The sequence below is a fragment of the Spirulina sp. LEGE 11439 genome, assembly GCF_059821285.1.
Map to the genome: position 1 here is coordinate 46,104 of NZ_JCAMRX010000025.1, position 14,238 is coordinate 60,341.

At 43.6% G+C, this 14,238-nt stretch carries 17 protein-coding genes and 1 pseudogene; 11 read left to right on the forward strand and 7 right to left on the reverse strand.

Annotated features, from left to right (window positions below; genetic code table 11):
* Positions 1-300 precede the first annotated feature (300 nt).
* Both AC6RV6_RS16800 and AC6RV6_RS16805 read left to right on the forward strand, forming a co-directional pair.
* Positions 301-1,314, forward strand: coding sequence for a type I glyceraldehyde-3-phosphate dehydrogenase (locus AC6RV6_RS16800; RefSeq protein ID WP_500242040.1), 1,014 nt, complete (start codon positions 301-303; stop codon positions 1,312-1,314).
* Positions 1,295-1,471, forward strand: a complete 177-nt coding sequence (locus AC6RV6_RS16805; protein WP_500242041.1) for a hypothetical protein — start codon at positions 1,295-1,297, stop codon at positions 1,469-1,471. Before AC6RV6_RS16800 ends, AC6RV6_RS16805 begins: the two co-directional genes overlap by 20 nt.
* Here the strand turns inward: AC6RV6_RS16805 and thiL are convergent.
* Both thiL and AC6RV6_RS16815 read right to left on the reverse strand, forming a co-directional pair.
* Positions 1,445-2,440 carry a thiamine-phosphate kinase gene (gene thiL, locus AC6RV6_RS16810; RefSeq protein ID WP_500242042.1) on the reverse strand — a complete coding sequence of 332 codons (996 nt, stop codon included), beginning with the start codon at positions 2,438-2,440 and terminating at the stop codon, positions 1,445-1,447. The two genes, AC6RV6_RS16805 and thiL, sit on opposite strands and share 27 nt — an antisense overlap.
* Before the next feature lie 31 nt (positions 2,441-2,471).
* Entirely contained in the window at positions 2,472-3,719 is a 1,248-nt protein-coding gene (locus AC6RV6_RS16815; protein ID WP_500242043.1) for a peptidylprolyl isomerase, read from the reverse strand.
* Between AC6RV6_RS16815 and efp the strand changes: the two genes are divergently transcribed.
* The 3 genes from efp to AC6RV6_RS16830 all read left to right on the forward strand — a co-directional run bounded on the left by efp (position 3,718) and on the right by AC6RV6_RS16830 (position 5,377).
* The gene (efp, locus tag AC6RV6_RS16820; RefSeq protein WP_500242044.1) at positions 3,718-4,281 is read left to right on the forward strand and encodes an elongation factor P; all 564 of its coding nucleotides are present in this window, start codon (positions 3,718-3,720) and stop codon (positions 4,279-4,281) included. The genes AC6RV6_RS16815 and efp overlap by 2 nt on opposite strands.
* Before the next feature lie 106 nt (positions 4,282-4,387).
* On the forward strand, positions 4,388-4,873 hold the full coding sequence (accB, locus tag AC6RV6_RS16825) for an acetyl-CoA carboxylase biotin carboxyl carrier protein (protein ID WP_500242045.1): 486 nt from the start codon (positions 4,388-4,390) through the stop codon (positions 4,871-4,873).
* A gap of 93 nt (positions 4,874-4,966) precedes the next feature.
* On the forward strand, positions 4,967-5,377 hold the full coding sequence (locus tag AC6RV6_RS16830) for an ArsR/SmtB family transcription factor (protein ID WP_500242046.1): 411 nt from the start codon (positions 4,967-4,969) through the stop codon (positions 5,375-5,377).
* Here AC6RV6_RS16830 and AC6RV6_RS16835 read toward each other — a convergent pair.
* Both AC6RV6_RS16835 and AC6RV6_RS16840 read right to left on the reverse strand, forming a co-directional pair.
* Positions 5,367-6,023, reverse strand: a complete 657-nt coding sequence (locus tag AC6RV6_RS16835) for a GerMN domain-containing protein (RefSeq protein ID WP_500242047.1) — start codon at positions 6,021-6,023, stop codon at positions 5,367-5,369. The genes AC6RV6_RS16830 and AC6RV6_RS16835 overlap by 11 nt on opposite strands.
* A gap of 69 nt (positions 6,024-6,092) precedes the next feature.
* Positions 6,093-6,920 (reverse strand): LmeA family phospholipid-binding protein, encoded by an 828-nt coding sequence (locus AC6RV6_RS16840; protein WP_500242048.1) that lies wholly within the window; start codon positions 6,918-6,920, stop codon positions 6,093-6,095.
* Between the two features lie 155 nt (positions 6,921-7,075).
* Between AC6RV6_RS16840 and AC6RV6_RS16845 the strand changes: the two genes are divergently transcribed.
* The 5 genes from AC6RV6_RS16845 to cobA all read left to right on the forward strand — a co-directional run bounded on the left by AC6RV6_RS16845 (position 7,076) and on the right by cobA (position 11,850).
* Positions 7,076-7,912, forward strand: a complete 837-nt coding sequence (locus AC6RV6_RS16845) for a pentapeptide repeat-containing protein (RefSeq protein WP_500242049.1) — start codon at positions 7,076-7,078, stop codon at positions 7,910-7,912.
* Between the two features lie 30 nt (positions 7,913-7,942).
* Complete coding sequence (locus AC6RV6_RS16850; RefSeq protein WP_500242050.1) at positions 7,943-8,710, forward strand: ABC transporter permease; 768 nt, start codon at positions 7,943-7,945, stop codon at positions 8,708-8,710.
* Positions 8,710-9,639, forward strand: coding sequence for a homogentisate phytyltransferase (locus AC6RV6_RS16855; RefSeq protein ID WP_500242051.1), 930 nt, complete (start codon positions 8,710-8,712; stop codon positions 9,637-9,639). The genes AC6RV6_RS16850 and AC6RV6_RS16855 overlap by 1 nt, the downstream gene beginning before the upstream one ends.
* Positions 9,640-9,707: 68 nt before the next feature.
* Positions 9,708-10,229, forward strand: a complete 522-nt coding sequence (locus tag AC6RV6_RS16860; RefSeq protein ID WP_500242052.1) for a lysozyme inhibitor LprI family protein — start codon at positions 9,708-9,710, stop codon at positions 10,227-10,229.
* Between the two features lie 94 nt (positions 10,230-10,323).
* The gene (cobA, locus tag AC6RV6_RS16865; protein ID WP_500242053.1) at positions 10,324-11,850 is read left to right on the forward strand and encodes a uroporphyrinogen-III C-methyltransferase; all 1,527 of its coding nucleotides are present in this window, start codon (positions 10,324-10,326) and stop codon (positions 11,848-11,850) included.
* Between the two features lie 15 nt (positions 11,851-11,865).
* Here the strand turns inward: cobA and AC6RV6_RS16870 are convergent.
* Positions 11,866-11,997 (reverse strand): annotated as a pseudogene (locus tag AC6RV6_RS16870) (element excision factor XisI family protein); the annotation flags it as partial.
* A 28-nt stretch (positions 11,998-12,025) separates the two neighbouring features.
* Complete coding sequence (locus tag AC6RV6_RS16875; RefSeq protein ID WP_500242054.1) at positions 12,026-12,175, reverse strand: hypothetical protein; 150 nt, start codon at positions 12,173-12,175, stop codon at positions 12,026-12,028.
* Here AC6RV6_RS16875 and AC6RV6_RS16880 point away from each other — a divergent pair.
* Positions 12,174-13,031, forward strand: a complete 858-nt coding sequence (locus AC6RV6_RS16880) for an inositol monophosphatase family protein (RefSeq protein ID WP_500242055.1) — start codon at positions 12,174-12,176, stop codon at positions 13,029-13,031. The genes AC6RV6_RS16875 and AC6RV6_RS16880 overlap by 2 nt on opposite strands.
* A gap of 46 nt (positions 13,032-13,077) precedes the next feature.
* Here AC6RV6_RS16880 and AC6RV6_RS16885 read toward each other — a convergent pair whose 3' ends face one another.
* Complete coding sequence (locus tag AC6RV6_RS16885) at positions 13,078-13,845, reverse strand: Uma2 family endonuclease (protein WP_500242056.1); 768 nt, start codon at positions 13,843-13,845, stop codon at positions 13,078-13,080.
* Positions 13,846-14,238 lie beyond the last annotated feature (393 nt).

A 14,238-nucleotide genomic window follows, 5' to 3' on the forward strand; every position in this document is an offset into this window, starting at 1 on the left:
TGAACTGGGATAGCGATCGTCAAGAATTCATATCCTCGCTAGGTCTGAATCGATAAGGGCGCATTATCAGTTATGCCAATATTTTTCCGCATTTGGGCGATTTTTATCATTTCCCAAAGTTTTTTTTTGTCAATCCGGAAACTTTTATTGAGGAGATTGGGTTAGAAGGCGAAGGTAGAGAAGAGATGTTGAGGAAATTTTTCTGCAAATCGTCGCGAGAAGTGACAAGCTTTGCGATATGATTTGGAATATTAAGATTCATTTAATGTTTAGTAGCTCAAAGATAGAGGGCAAGACGCAGTGATTAGAGTAGCAATCAATGGGTTCGGACGCATCGGGCGAAACTTTCTTCGCTGTTGGTTGGGACGTGAAAACAGCCAATTGGAAGTAGTGGGCGTGAACGATACTTCCGATCCCAGAACCAATGCTCATTTATTAAAATACGATTCCATGTTAGGGCGCTTGGATGCGGACATTTCCGCCGACGAGAACTCCCTAACCGTCAATGGCAAAACGATTAAATGCGTCTCCGATCGCAATCCCCTAAATTTACCTTGGGATGCTTGGGGTATTGATTTAATTATTGAATCCACTGGAGTATTCGTAACTGACGAAGGAGCTTCCAAGCATTTAGCCGCAGGAGCCAAACAGGTTCTCATTACGGCTCCTGGTAAAGGAGGTAATATCGGTACCTACGTTATGGGAGTTAACCATCACGACTACGAACACGGCAAGTACAAAGTTGTCAGCAATGCGAGTTGTACGACCAATTGTCTGGCTCCTATTGTCAAGGTTATCAACGATAACTTCGGTATCGTGCAGGGAATGATGACCACAACTCACAGTTACACGGGGGATCAACGCTTGTTGGATGCTTCTCACCGAGATTTACGTCGGGCGAGAGCGGCAGCCGTCAATATTGTTCCCACAACAACTGGAGCCGCTAAAGCTGTCGCGTTGGTTATTCCGGAAATGCAGGGCAAGTTGAACGGTATGGCTTTCCGGGTTCCAACTCCCAATGTTTCCATTGTTGATTTCGTCGCGATCGTTGAGAAAGGCGCGATCGTCGAGCAAATTAATACGGCGCTCAAAGATGCTTCGGAAAATGACCTGAAAGGTTTCTTGGGTTACAACGACAAGCCTTTAGTTTCCTGCGATTATCGCGGTACAGATTGCTCTTCTATTGCGGATGGCAGTCTAACGATGGTCATGGGTGGAAACATGATTAAGGTTGTTGGTTGGTATGACAATGAGTGGGGTTATTCTCAGCGCGTTGTCGATTTGGCTGAATTAGTTGCTGAAAAATGGGCTTGATTCAATTACCAGTCACCAGTCACCAGTCACCAGTCACCAGTTAACGTTGACTGTTAAATTGAATGGCTTAAAGACCAAGCAATTTCTGGAATCCCGATCGCAAAATACTGCGATCGGGATTTTAAAGTCTCTAAAAGTGCTGAAAACTCCTTTCTAGAGTCAGAATCAGAGGGGAAGCAATACTGAGAGGATCGATCGCTTGCACGGTTAATTCTGAGGTTATTCTGCCAATTATTTTCGCGTCTCCTCCCAACTGATGAACTAAAGAACTGGCAAAAGGTTGAGGCAAGCACAAAACTAACTCGAAATCTTCTCCCCCATAGAAGACCCAGTTTCTCGCTTTTTCTGGAGAAACGAGGAGTTTCAACGCCTCGGGAATGGGTACGGTAGCGAGATCGATCGCGGCACCCACCCCACTCTCGCGACAAATCTGCACGATCGCATCGGCCAATCCGTCGCTACTGTCCATCCCCGCAATGGGAACGCTATCTGGAACGATCTGCAAATGAGGCAATACATCCAAACGCGGGACGGGACGCTGATGCGATCGCATTAACTCCTCGCGCATTTCAGCAGCGAGAGCCTCTCCTGAATTAGGATCGAGCAATAATTCCAAGCCCGCTCTCGATTTACCATGTTCTCCTGTAATGATAATGGCATCTCCGGGTCGGGCAACAGAACGTCGGATCGCCCTTGTCGGAGCAACTTGACCGAGGGCGGTTACAGATACGGTAATCATTGAAGCACCACAGAGATCGCCGCCGATAATGGACGTTTCCCAAGGTTTCGCACACGCTGTAAACCCTTGATAAAACCTCTCAACCCATGCAACAGGAGTTTGGGGGGGCAAACTCAAACCGATGGTCAAACCCACCGGAGAAGCCCCCATCGCCGCCAAATCCGAGAGATTGGCCGCCGCCGATCGCCAACCGACATCAAACGGAGAAGTAGTGCGATCGCTAAAATGGGTATCTTGAACCAGAACATCTGTTGTGACCACCAGATGGCGATCGCGATCGAGCGCAACAATTGCCCCATCATCTCCTACAAAATTGGGGTCGCAGAAACCCTGCACCAATTGCAAAAGTTTCTGCTCCCCCAAATCCCCGATACAGTTATCAGTCATCAGTTATCAGCGATCGCTTAACATTCGCCGTTTATTGTAAATTTTCGCTTCCTGTTGTTACTGTTGCCGAAATGATGCGATCGCCAGCTTTCAATTCTGCTAAAACGTCTTTTCCTTTCACCACATAGCCAAAGACAGAATATTGCCCGTCGAGGAGATTGAAACCGGGAGGAGTCAATTCGCTATCGTAGAGGAAAAAGAAGATTTGCGAGGAACCCCCATTGGGATCGGCATCGGGATGACCGAGAGCGATCGCACCATAGGCATTAAAAGGCAGCACGGGAGGCGTTAAATACAGGCCAATGGACTCAAGGGTAAACTCGTAAATCGGCACGTCTTCCTCGGCAATTTTCACTTCTAAAGGAATGGCGCGATATTCTTCCGTTTCCGGATCGATAAAACCCGCCGCTTGACCGGGAGGATCGCCGACTTGCATGATGTAATCTTGGGTTTGATAGAACTCCAAACCATCGTAGAAGCCCCGTTGCACCAAATCGACAAAATTACCGGCATTGACTGGAGCATTATAGCCATCGACGATCGCCTCGATTAACCCTTTATTGGTTGCAATCTCAACTTTAGCGCGGCCTTTCAACTGGGGTAAATTGGCATAGTTATCAGGAACTTCAAAAGGAAAGCCCTCGACCATCATGGTTTCTAAGCGACCGACGCGATCGAGCAGTCCCTCTCGTAGGGTCACAACAGTTTCTTTATCTTTATTTTCTGTTGCTTCGATCAGCGAGGGCATCCCTTCTTTTAATTCGTCGAGCAGTTGTTGAGCCTCGCTTTGACCCTCGGCGGGAATATCTTGCAAGATTTTGTCATCATTGTATTTGGCGACCAGATTGGCTGCCTTTGCTGCCTTCACCGCCGAACTCCAGCGACGGCGGCGAATTTCTAGCGCGATCGCTTCCAAGTTTCCTTGCAAGCGTTGGATATCTTCATTCTCAATCGGGAGGGCATAACGGAGAATGGCAACGGGATCGGTAATAGCATCCCCTTGGGCAAGACCGGCTCTGGCACTTCCGCACCCGATCCAGACTGTAGAGAAGAGCAGGAGAGTCGCGATCGCACCGAAGTACGATAAACGCCGACCCCAAGAGGGTTTTAAAAAGTTCATAAATTCTTCTGAGACTTCTAAATGATGATGATGTGAAAAATTCCGTTCTCTGTTCTTTTTGTAGCAAAAGAAGGCCGAGCCGTAAAATCCGCAATTAGAGAGAACCGTCCCACGGTAGAATAGATCGCGGATATTTTGACCTGCATTGGGGCAGCCCATGATTTCGAGTAATGATTTTAGAACCGGCGTGACGATCGAGCTAGATGGCTCGGTGTGGCGCGTTGTTGAATTTCTCCACGTTAAACCCGGTAAAGGTTCGGCTTTCGTGCGAACGAAACTGAAAAACGTACAAACGGGGAACACGGTAGAAAAAACATTTCGAGCCGGGGAAACCGTTCCCCAAGCAGTTCTCGAAAAACGCAATATGCAGCACACCTATAAAGACGGCGATGATTTGGTGTTCATGGACATGGAATCTTATGAAGAGATGCGCTTGAGTCCCGATACTGTGGGCGATCGCGTCAAGTATCTCAAAGAAGAAATGGAAGTGAATATCATCACTTGGGACGAGCGGGTGCTAGAAGTCGAGCTTCCCAATACTGTTGTCCTAAAGGTAACCGAAACCGATCCGGGGTTGAAAGGCGATACCGCTACCGGAGGCACCAAACCCGCGATCGTGGAAACTGGAGCGCAGGTCATGGTACCACTCTTTATTTCTGTGGGGGAAAAGATTAAAATTGACACCCGCAATGATGCTTACCTCGAAAGAAGTAAACAATAAACAGTGAACAGTAAACAGTTCTTAAGTCATGGCTGATAACTGGTGACTGGTGACTGGTGACTGGTGACTGATAACTACCCGCACACGCTATTGGGATTTGCAATCGGTGTCTATTGATTTTCAACAAGTCCGCGAATTACTGGCGGCGATCGCCCAGACCGATATTGTCGAACTGAGCTTAAAAAGCGAGGAATTTGAACTGACGGTGAAAAAAGGGGCGAGTTCTCTATCTTCCGTGACTCCTTCCGAGTCGGTAGGACCGGTTGTCCTGCCCAGTTCTCCTCCGCCTTCTCAATTATCTCTTTCTCCCCCGGCTGCGATGGATTCTCCTCCACCTAGGGTCGATCCGGGCTGGGTCGAAATTACCTCGCCGATGGTGGGGACGTTTTATCGCGCTCCAGCCCCAGATGAAGCGCCTTTTGTGGCAGTAGGCGATCGCGTCAGTCTCGGACAAACGGTTTGTATTATCGAAGCCATGAAATTAATGAATGAAATTGAAGCCGAGGTTTCCGGGCAAATTATGGAAATTGTGGTAGAAAATACCGAGCCGGTAGAATACGGTCAAGTTCTCATGCGAGTTAAACCGGATTGACTCCAAGAAAAAACAACCAAAAGGTTTGTTATCATTGTCATCACCGGTGAAAGGCTGTTAAAATCCGGGGATCGACATTTTGGCTTGAGGTTTATGCAACTCACCCCATCCGTATCGCAAGAAGTCGTACAACAACTCGCTGACTATTTTAGTATTCTCAGCGAACCCATGCGCTTGCGAATTTTAAATTTCTTGCGCGAGGGGGAAAAGTGCGTGCAAGAGTTGGTTGAAGCCACGCAAACCAGTCAAGCCAATGTTTCGAAACATCTTAAGGTGATGCTGCAAGCCGGTATTCTCAGTCGTCGCACTGTGGGAACATCGGCTTATTATCGCGTTGAAGATCCGTTAATTTACGAATTGTGTAATTTAGTCTGTCACCGTCTTGCTGCCCGCATCGAACAGCAGGCACAGGAATTCCGAGATTTTAGCCTCGCGAATGGAAAACCATTAGATCGATTAGATCGATCCCCCGTCAACGGCCATCAGTCACCCGTTACAAATTAAAGTCGGCTTGAAAACTTTGGCGGGTTAGGGGGAGATCGAGTAAAAGACCTTCTCCTCCCAATACTTCAAGGGGTTCGCCTTCAATTTCCAGCCAGACTTTATCATTGGGGTTGAGGCTGGTGGCGGTGTAAAGAATTTGGGCAACTCGTCCGGTCATGGATGCGGTTCCGCCGCCAAAGGTAAAATCTTCAGAGAGATTGACGTGAATTCCATCGGATTTGAGGACGACATTGCGTAATTGCGTGCCTTCCGGGATGGTTGTTGCGTGGCGATCGCTTTTAGGTCCGGCTAAAAGTTGCGCGAGGGCATTTTCGAGAATTGCTTCGGGAGGATTCTCTGCTTTGACTTCAATGCTGGCGGCACTCGATACCAGTTCAATCTCGCTTCCCTCTGCATTGAGCCAATAAATGTTTATCGTTTGTTCTTGGGGAGTTTCAGGTTTATTCGGGGCTGATATCTCAATTTCGTTAGGTTTTGGGGTTGCTTCTGGTTGTGTTGTTTCTGAGGGGGTGGGAGAGGGATCGGGAGAAGAAGTAATTTGGGATTTATCCCCTTGACATCCTGCCGCGATCGTGCTTGCAATGAGAACGATCGCGATCGCCTTGAGGGAAAATCTCGTTCGGTTGTGTTGTTGTCGGTCTTGCATAAAGCCCTCCTTCTACCAATTCTAAATTTGAAGCTCGATCGCTACGAAACCATTATTCGTTATTGTTGTCTATTCTTCAGGAGCGGCGGGGAGAATTTCCGGCTCGATGCGAACAAAGGCGGCCAATTCGAGGCGATCGCGTTCTATCTCTAATTGTAGAAGGCGCAGGGTAATTCCGTCTGTCTCTAAACTTTGCAGGTTGAGACGCTCCCCGAGGGCATCCCTGACGATATCGGCAAAAATCGGGGGAAGGGGGCGATCGTCAAGGGAAATTTCCGGCTCTACCAATTTTAAAGAATAGCCGTTAGTCATTTCTATTCCCGTTTCGATTTGTACCTGCACGCGGGTAATTTCTTTGGTATTGGTGTCTATTCCGCTCAAACTGACCTGCATTTTCAGGCGGTTTTCTGTTTGGAAATCAATGGCAATATCTTCGAGTGTATAGTTTTGTCGATCTGCGTTGGGAATATTGGCTGAAATGCGTTCTACGACCTGTTGCAGGCGCTTGGCAAAGGTTGGAGAGGAAAAAACACGGTTGAGGTCTTCTTCCATGAGAACGAGGCGAAATGCCCCTTGAACGGGTTGACGAAAAGCGCGGCGAAAATTTTGGCTATCCTGTTGCAGGTGGTGAATATTAATGTTGAGGGGATCGGTTTCCAGTTCAAAAGTGTCAATTCGCAGTCCTTCTACGGGTTCGATCCCGCGAGTGGCAATTCGCAGGCGATCGACTTTTCCATTTAACAGTTGATGGGTTGGAGTATTATCAATCCGAACGTTAATTGTTTCGGCATCGACAAAACGGCGGCGAATGTTACTTTCAATAGCGGTATCGAGGGCAAATCCTGCGGGAGCAATAAAAGATAATAGTCCGGAGAGAAGAATAACAACAATTTCCATTGATTTAAGAAATAGTCTAGGCAGGTAATACTATTTATCTTAATCATTTTGTAGAACAGTTGAGATGCGATCGCATAACCTGACATAAAATCTTGCAATATCTTGCGAGTTTTTGTAAACTATAGCTTGAATTCACTTAAATTCTTTTGACTGAGATGAAAAGAGAAATAGAGAAGAGTTTCCGAACTTTAATAGGTTTGATGGTTCTCGCGATCGCTAATTTATTTATCTTCTCTCCCGCAGCATTAGCAGATTTTGGTCTTAATCCCAAATTAGGACAAGAGAATAATCAACAAGCAACGTCTATGTTTTGTTTATTTGGCTGTCAAAGTAACTCCGATTCAAGTCCGGATTCTTCTCAAAAATCAGACACTAAAATTTTGAGTGGCAAAGATTTATTAGGCAGTCGTTTTGACGGTGCAAACCTTCAGGGTTCGAGTTTTCACAAAGCCAATCTTTCTAATACTGATTTGAGTAATGCAAATTTAACGAGTGCAGATTTATCGAGTGCAGATTTAACCGATGTTAAAATTGGCCGTATTAAAAATATAGATTCTCTGGATTTCAGCGATATGGATTGGAGTAAAATTCATTTAACTCCAAATGAGATCCTGAAATTTGCTCGCGCTAACTTAGAAAAAGATACTATTTTTGAACTCGCTCGGGAACAGTTAGGCGATCGCGATTTAATTGCCCTACTTAAAGGTAATCATTTTGAGATAGACTTAACGGAAGTCGATCGCTCAACCATTAAGCTCAATCAGAAAATATTACTGAACTTAATTAAAGACAATCTTAATAATAGTAGTTTGTTCCATACTTCTACAATTACATCACAAGATTTACTCGATCTTTTGATTCGTCAAGATCTTTTGGTTAAGGTCGATCTAACGGGTGCAGATCTTCATGATACTAATCTCAGTGGTGCTAATTTAGAAAATGCTATTTTAAATGGTGCTAAAATGCCAAAGGGAGGAATTTATCGCCCTTAAGAAATTAGGAATCGATCGATATTTGCTAAAATGGCATTTTTTTCCGGGTTGATGTTTCTGTATATGTATTTGCCGATTTTTGTTTTAGCATTTTATAGCTTCAATGAGTCGGCATACAGCGCGAAATGGACGGGATTTTCTCTGCAATGGTACGCTCGCTTATTTGCAGATAGACGTATTTTACATGCCTTAATGAATAGCTTGGCGGTAGGAGCGATCGCAGTGTTCATTGCAGCCATTTTAGGGACAATGATGGCGGTAGGTTTATCTAAATATCGCTTTCCGGGAAAGAATTTATATCGCGGGGTGTCTTATTTGCCTTTAATTGTTCCCGATATTGCGATCGCAATCTCAACGCTAATTTTTCTTGCCATTTTGAGCATTCAACTCAGTTTTTGGACAATTGTTGCCGCTCATGTCATTTTCTGTTTAGCTTATATTGCGATCGTTGTTTCGTCTCGCTTTGAGCATCTCGATCGCCATCTTGAAGAAGCAGCATTAGACCTTGGTGCAACGCCTTTACAAGCCTTTCTACAGGTTTTATTACCGGAATTAAGACCGGCGATCGTTGCGGGATGCTTACTGGCTTTTGTCCTCAGTTTTGATGATTTTCTGATTTCTAGTTTTACGGCTGGAGTGCGATCGACAACACTACCCATAGAAATTTTTAGTCGCATTCGCACAGGAGTTAAACCCGATATTAATGCTTTAGGGGTTCTTTTAATTCTCTTTTCTGGTTTAATGGCTTATACTGCCGAATCAATTATCAATAAACAACGATCGAATACTCATTATTAATGAATCAACAAACAATAATTAGCAACCAAAAACCAATAATCAATTTTTGGAAATTTTCTCGACCGCATACGATTATCGGGACGAGTTTGAGTGTATTTGCACTTTATTTCATTGCCGTTGCAATTGCGAGAGATAACTGGAATTTAACAAGTTTACTCGACTTAGCGATCGCTTGGTTTTCCTGTCTATGCGGCAATATCTATATCGTAGGTTTGAATCAATTAGAAGATATCGCGATCGATCGCATTAACAAACCCCATCTTCCTTTAGCATCAGGAGTATTTTCTCGTCATCAAGGGCAATGGATTGTCAGTATTACAGGGGTTTTAGCTTTGATTTTGGCGACCTTTGGGGGCAGTTGGCTACTAGCAACTGTTGGGATTAGTTTGGTCATTGGTACAGCTTACTCTTTTCCTCCTATTCGCTTAAAACGCTTCCCACTTTTAGCAGCACTATGTATCTTTACCGTTCGCGGTGTTATTGTCAATTTAGGTTTATTTTTACACTTTAACGATACCTTGGACAGAGCAGCAATTATTCCCACTTCTATTGTTGTTTTAACGCTATTTATTCTCATTTTTACGATCGCGATCGCAATATTTAAAGACGTTCCCGATATGGAAGGCGATCGACAGTATGAAATTGTCACCTTTACTTTAATGGTCGGGAAAACCGCCATTTTTCAAATTTCTCGCAGTATCGTTACCCTCTGCTATTTGGGTATGATAGGGGTGGCGATCGTAGGTTTAGCTGGGGTTAATCCTTGGCTATTGGGGTTGGGTCATTGTATTCTGTTGGGACTGCTCTGGTGGCAGAGTCAACAAGTCAATCTAGAAGAGAAAACGGAAATCGCCAGTTTTTATCAGTTTATCTGGAAACTTTTTTTCCTTGAATACTTCTTATTTCCTATTGCCTGTTGGCTGGGGTAGAACTAAATTATCAAAGATTGATGAATAATTTGTGTTAGACTCATCATTTAATCAAATTTGAACAGAACATGAAAATAACAAAAAACGTTCTCCTTTTTACTGCAACTTTAATTCTCGTTGTTTTCTCAGGGTGTTCGACTCCCGAACAAACTCGCGCAACCAGTCCAGAAGGAATTAATGGCGCGATCGCTACAGCACAATCCTCTCCCATTTCTTCTTTAAACCACAGTATAGATCCCTCAGCCCCTAAAATTGCCCAAAGTTCTGTCGAGAACAATGAAAATCTTAATTGCGAAGCACCACAAACGCAACTCGAAATGAACTTTTGTACTGCAAATGAAGCACAAGAAGCCGATGAAAAACTGAATAAAGTTTACAAAGAATTGAGAGAAAAAGTAAAAGGAACGTCTCAAGAAAATCGCTTAGTTGCAGCACAAACAGCATGGATTGCTTTCAGAGATGCGGATTGCGAATACTCTCAACGGCGTTATGATGGTGGCAGTATAATGCCTGCAATTTATGCGTTGTGTGTAGTCGATTTAACTAAGAAACGAACTCAAACATTAGAGGAATATTTGGAACAAGGATAAAAATATCGCTATTGTATAGCTTTCATCTTCGTCAAATATTGGTTGATTCTGACATTAGCGATCGGGCAATAAATCATGAAAAAATCCTTAAAGAATGGAAAAGATCTCCCAAGGAAAAGTTTATTTAGTGGGAGCCGGGGTTGGAGGATTAGATACTCTAACCCTAAAAGGCGATCGCATTCTGCAATCCGCAGAGGTTCTCATTTATGATGCTTTAATCAATGATGAATTATTAACTCGAGCTCCTCGAGATTGTTTGAAATTAGAGGTAGGGAAACGTGGAGGAAAACCCAGTACACCTCAAGATGAAATCAATCGCTTACTGGTTGCTTATTGCGATCGAGGGAAACGAGTGATTCGCCTTAAAAGTGGCGATCCTTTGATTTTTGGACGAGCGAGAGAAGAAGTTGAAGCCTTGCAAAAAGCAGGGTGTAATTTTGAAATTATTGCCGGAATTTCTTCTGCTTTAGCGGCTCCTTTACTGGCTGGAATTCCCCTCACCGATAAACATTTAAGTCGTTATTTTACCGTCCTGACGGCACATCAACCGGAAATTCTCGATTGGGAAGCATTAGCAAAAATTGATACCTTAGTTGTTTTGATGGGGGGACGAAATTTAGGGAAAATTGTTGAATATCTATTGCAAAATGGGCGATCGCTATCTTATCCTATCGCGATTATTCATAATACCGGCAATTCCCAGCAACAGATTTGGCGAGGAACTTTAGCCAATATTCAAGAACAAACCCGAGGAATGCCCCTCTCTCCTTGTATTATTGTTATTGGTGCAGTTGTTAATCTTCAAGAAATGTTTCAATCGCCGCCTTTACCTCTTGACAAAAAAACAGTATTAGTCACTCGTGCGGCAGAACAGTCGAGTCATTTCACGGGTTTATTATTAAAGTATGGGGCATTAGTTTTAGAAATGCCAGCCTTAGAAATTACTTCTCCTTCGAGTTGGCAAGCATTGGATGAAGCGATCGCTTCTCTCTATACTTTTCACTGGCTCATTCTCACTTCAAGTAATGCCGTTCATTACTTCTGCAAGCGTTTGGAAACATTGGGTAAAGATTTACGCAGTTTAGGCAATCTTAAAATTGCCGTTGTCGGGAAGAAAACCGCCAAAATTCTCAAAGAATATCATTTAAACCCAGATTTTATTCCGCCTAATTTTGTTGCTGATTCTCTCGCGGAACATTTCCCCGATCGCCTTTCAGGATTAAAGATTCTTTTTCCTCGGGTGGAAACGGGAGGACGGCAAGTTTTAGTGAAGGAATTAACCGCAAAGGGAGCAAATATTATTGAAGTTCCCGCTTATGAATCTAAGTGTCCCGATCGCCTCGATCCTTATGTTTTAAAAGCCTTAAAAGAGCGTTCGGTTGATATTATAACCTTTGCCAGTTCTAAAACCGTGAAGAACTGCGATCGCTTATTTAAAGATGCTTTAAATTCTCAAGAATTAGAAGAAATTCTCACTTCGTGCTGCATTGCCTCTATCGGTCCGCAAACCTCGAAAACTTGTCAAGAATTATTGGGTCGCGTGGATGTAGAAGCAAAAGAATATACTCTAGAGGGACTGACCGATGCGATCGTACGTTACTTTAATTCCTCTTTGTGCTAGAGAACTTTCACCCGATTAACCTACCCCAAAGTCATCATATTGACGCATAATAGGAGCATGATAAGCCAGTATAATATCATCTTTAGGAACACCTAAATCGACTAATTTATTGGCAATTCCGATTTCAGTTCCGTCATATTGAATCCAATGCGGACATACGCTATATAAAATTTAATTAATCAAGTTGGTCGTTGAAAGAAGCGATCGCATTTCTCGATACTTGCCATAACCTCGCTATTTCTATTTTAAGTTGGCGATCGCGAATTTCCTGAAAATTACCAGAATTTATGGTAAAAAATTGGTGTTCTCTGTTGTGCTTTTTCATGCCCGATCTTCCCAAGCCTCGACAAATTCTAGAAACTCTGTTACCTCATCTCAGAGTAGCCGCAGCCTACGCCCGAGAAATTCAATCTCATATTGTTGCCCTCCCGGAAAAAGGAGAATCCGAGAACTTCTTTGCCACTGCCCTCACCGATGCCGATCTTTCCGTGCAAACCTTTGTAGAGGTGGCACTTTTGGGGATATTTCCCCAACTGCGATTTTATGGGGAAGAATGGGAGCAATCTTATAATACCAAGTATTTTCGCGGGACGACTCTGGGAGAACAAGGAGATTATCTCATTACTCTCGATCCTATCGACGGTACTCGGTACTATCTCGACGGACATTCCAATTATCACATTATCCTCGCGATTCTCAATGCTGATGAGTATGAAGCAGTTATTGCTTTGAGTCCTTCAGAAAATTGTTATTTTTATGCTTTGCGAGGGGAAGGCTGTTTTCAAGGGAAACTACAGGACGATTTAGACCAGTGTAAGCCCTTGCACATTACTAACCCGGAAAAGCGCATTTATTTGGGTTGGGATATGGTTTCTCCCCTCGATTCTTTCCCTTCTGCTTATGAAGTTGTCACCAGTAGAGCTTATACAAAAGAAAATCCTATTCCTGCTTTTGCGCGGATGTTGCAGGGAGCGATCGCAGGAGCAGTTCTCGCTTCAGGAAAGTTCATTGACGGGGCTGCTTTAGCGTTTTTGGCGAAGGAAGCAGGAGCGATCGTAACGACTCACGATGGTTCGCCATTACCGCCTTTAAATACTTGTGAAGATTATCAATTGCCGGGTTTGGTCATTGCGGCAAATACCGAAATACAGCGAGATTTGCTGGATTTTCTGACTCAATAATTTCTGACTCAATCAAAAGTATGAAGAGTGCGATCGCTTAACAAAATTAAGGAAGATTGGTTGGATCGACTCCGAGTTGCAGAAGGCGATCGCTTAATTGTTGATTTTTCTTTCGTTCTTCCTCCAATGCGACTTGAGTGTGTTCTTTTTCTATTCGTTCGCGTTCTTTTTCCGCTCGTTCGCGTTCTTTCTCTGCTCGTTCGCGATCGCGTTGTTCGACTATTTCAACATAAGAAACAAAACGTTCTCCGTTAGGATGAAATAATGCTAATTCTCCTTCACTCGTACTAAATTTCACACCCAAACGCGGACTTTTCCATCCTTCCATGACTGAAATCGCTGCTAATTTTTCTTTGTTTCTCAACCATCCTTGCAGTCGATTCTTTTTGGGATCGTATAGGTAGTATTCCTCGATTCCATGTTGCTGATAAAACTTAAATTTTGTTTCCATATCCTTCTTTTTATTACCGGGAGAAAGGATTTCAAAGGCGACTTGGGGAGAAATATTATCCTCTTCCCATTGTTTATAAGAACCTCTTTCGCCTTTCGGTCGTCCTAACACGACCATCACATCCGGTGCTTGTCTTTGGGGTTCTTCTTGTTCTAAAACTTGTTGTTGGGTTAATTTAACCGGATACCATAACAAATCCGCAGCAATAAAGACATCTGCTTTGTCTTTAAAGAGAGCGTCGAGACCCCCTTTAATGGTGAAAATTAAACGTAATTGGGTAGTATTATCGGCCAAAGGTTTACCGTCACTGTCAGGATAGAGAAGTTCCTCATCGAGAGATGGGGGGGAAAGTTGTTGTACCATTGCTTCAATCTCATGCAAATTGATGAATTCAAAAAACTGTCGATACGTTTGATCCCATTATACAGAATGAAATAAGTCTCAACTTTTGTCAACAAGTAATATATTTTTGCAAATCAATTAAAGAGATCCCACTCTCTAAATATTTCTCAAAACGTTTTTTTATCTGCAAGAAAAACTCAAAGCGAATCCAGTTACCACAGACTATCGCAAAACCAAATGAATTGTGAATGAGTGGAACAAGCATCTTGCTTGTTCGTAATTGCTGGAAACACAGGCAGGATGCCTGTTCCACAATTAACATAATAGTTTGAGGTAACTTCACAAGTTTACAACTCCAATGGATTTGCTATATCCCTCTTTTGTCACTCTGGGAAAAGCAAAATCAAAGTAACA

Bases quoted from the DNA above. Each gene is read 5' to 3' on its own strand.
- thiL (WP_500242042.1), bottom strand. From the start codon at position 2,440: ATGACTGATAACTGTATCGGGGATTTGGGGGAGCAGAAACTTTTGCAA.
- efp (WP_500242044.1), top strand. From the start codon at position 3,718: ATGATTTCGAGTAATGATTTTAGAACCGGCGTGACGATCGAGCTAGAT.
- AC6RV6_RS16815 (WP_500242043.1), bottom strand. From the start codon at position 3,719: ATGGGCTGCCCCAATGCAGGTCAAAATATCCGCGATCTATTCTACCGT.
- AC6RV6_RS16830 (WP_500242046.1), top strand. From the start codon at position 4,967: ATGCAACTCACCCCATCCGTATCGCAAGAAGTCGTACAACAACTCGCT.
- AC6RV6_RS16835 (WP_500242047.1), bottom strand. From the start codon at position 6,023: ATGCAAGACCGACAACAACACAACCGAACGAGATTTTCCCTCAAGGCG.
- AC6RV6_RS16840 (WP_500242048.1), bottom strand. From the start codon at position 6,920: ATGGAAATTGTTGTTATTCTTCTCTCCGGACTATTATCTTTTATTGCT.
- AC6RV6_RS16845 (WP_500242049.1), top strand. From the start codon at position 7,076: ATGAAAAGAGAAATAGAGAAGAGTTTCCGAACTTTAATAGGTTTGATG.
- AC6RV6_RS16850 (WP_500242050.1), top strand. From the start codon at position 7,943: ATGGCATTTTTTTCCGGGTTGATGTTTCTGTATATGTATTTGCCGATT.
- AC6RV6_RS16855 (WP_500242051.1), top strand. From the start codon at position 8,710: ATGAATCAACAAACAATAATTAGCAACCAAAAACCAATAATCAATTTT.
- AC6RV6_RS16860 (WP_500242052.1), top strand. From the start codon at position 9,708: ATGAAAATAACAAAAAACGTTCTCCTTTTTACTGCAACTTTAATTCTC.
- cobA (WP_500242053.1), top strand. From the start codon at position 10,324: ATGGAAAAGATCTCCCAAGGAAAAGTTTATTTAGTGGGAGCCGGGGTT.
- AC6RV6_RS16880 (WP_500242055.1), top strand. From the start codon at position 12,174: ATGCCCGATCTTCCCAAGCCTCGACAAATTCTAGAAACTCTGTTACCT.
- AC6RV6_RS16875 (WP_500242054.1), bottom strand. From the start codon at position 12,175: ATGAAAAAGCACAACAGAGAACACCAATTTTTTACCATAAATTCTGGT.
- AC6RV6_RS16885 (WP_500242056.1), bottom strand. From the start codon at position 13,845: ATGGTACAACAACTTTCCCCCCCATCTCTCGATGAGGAACTTCTCTAT.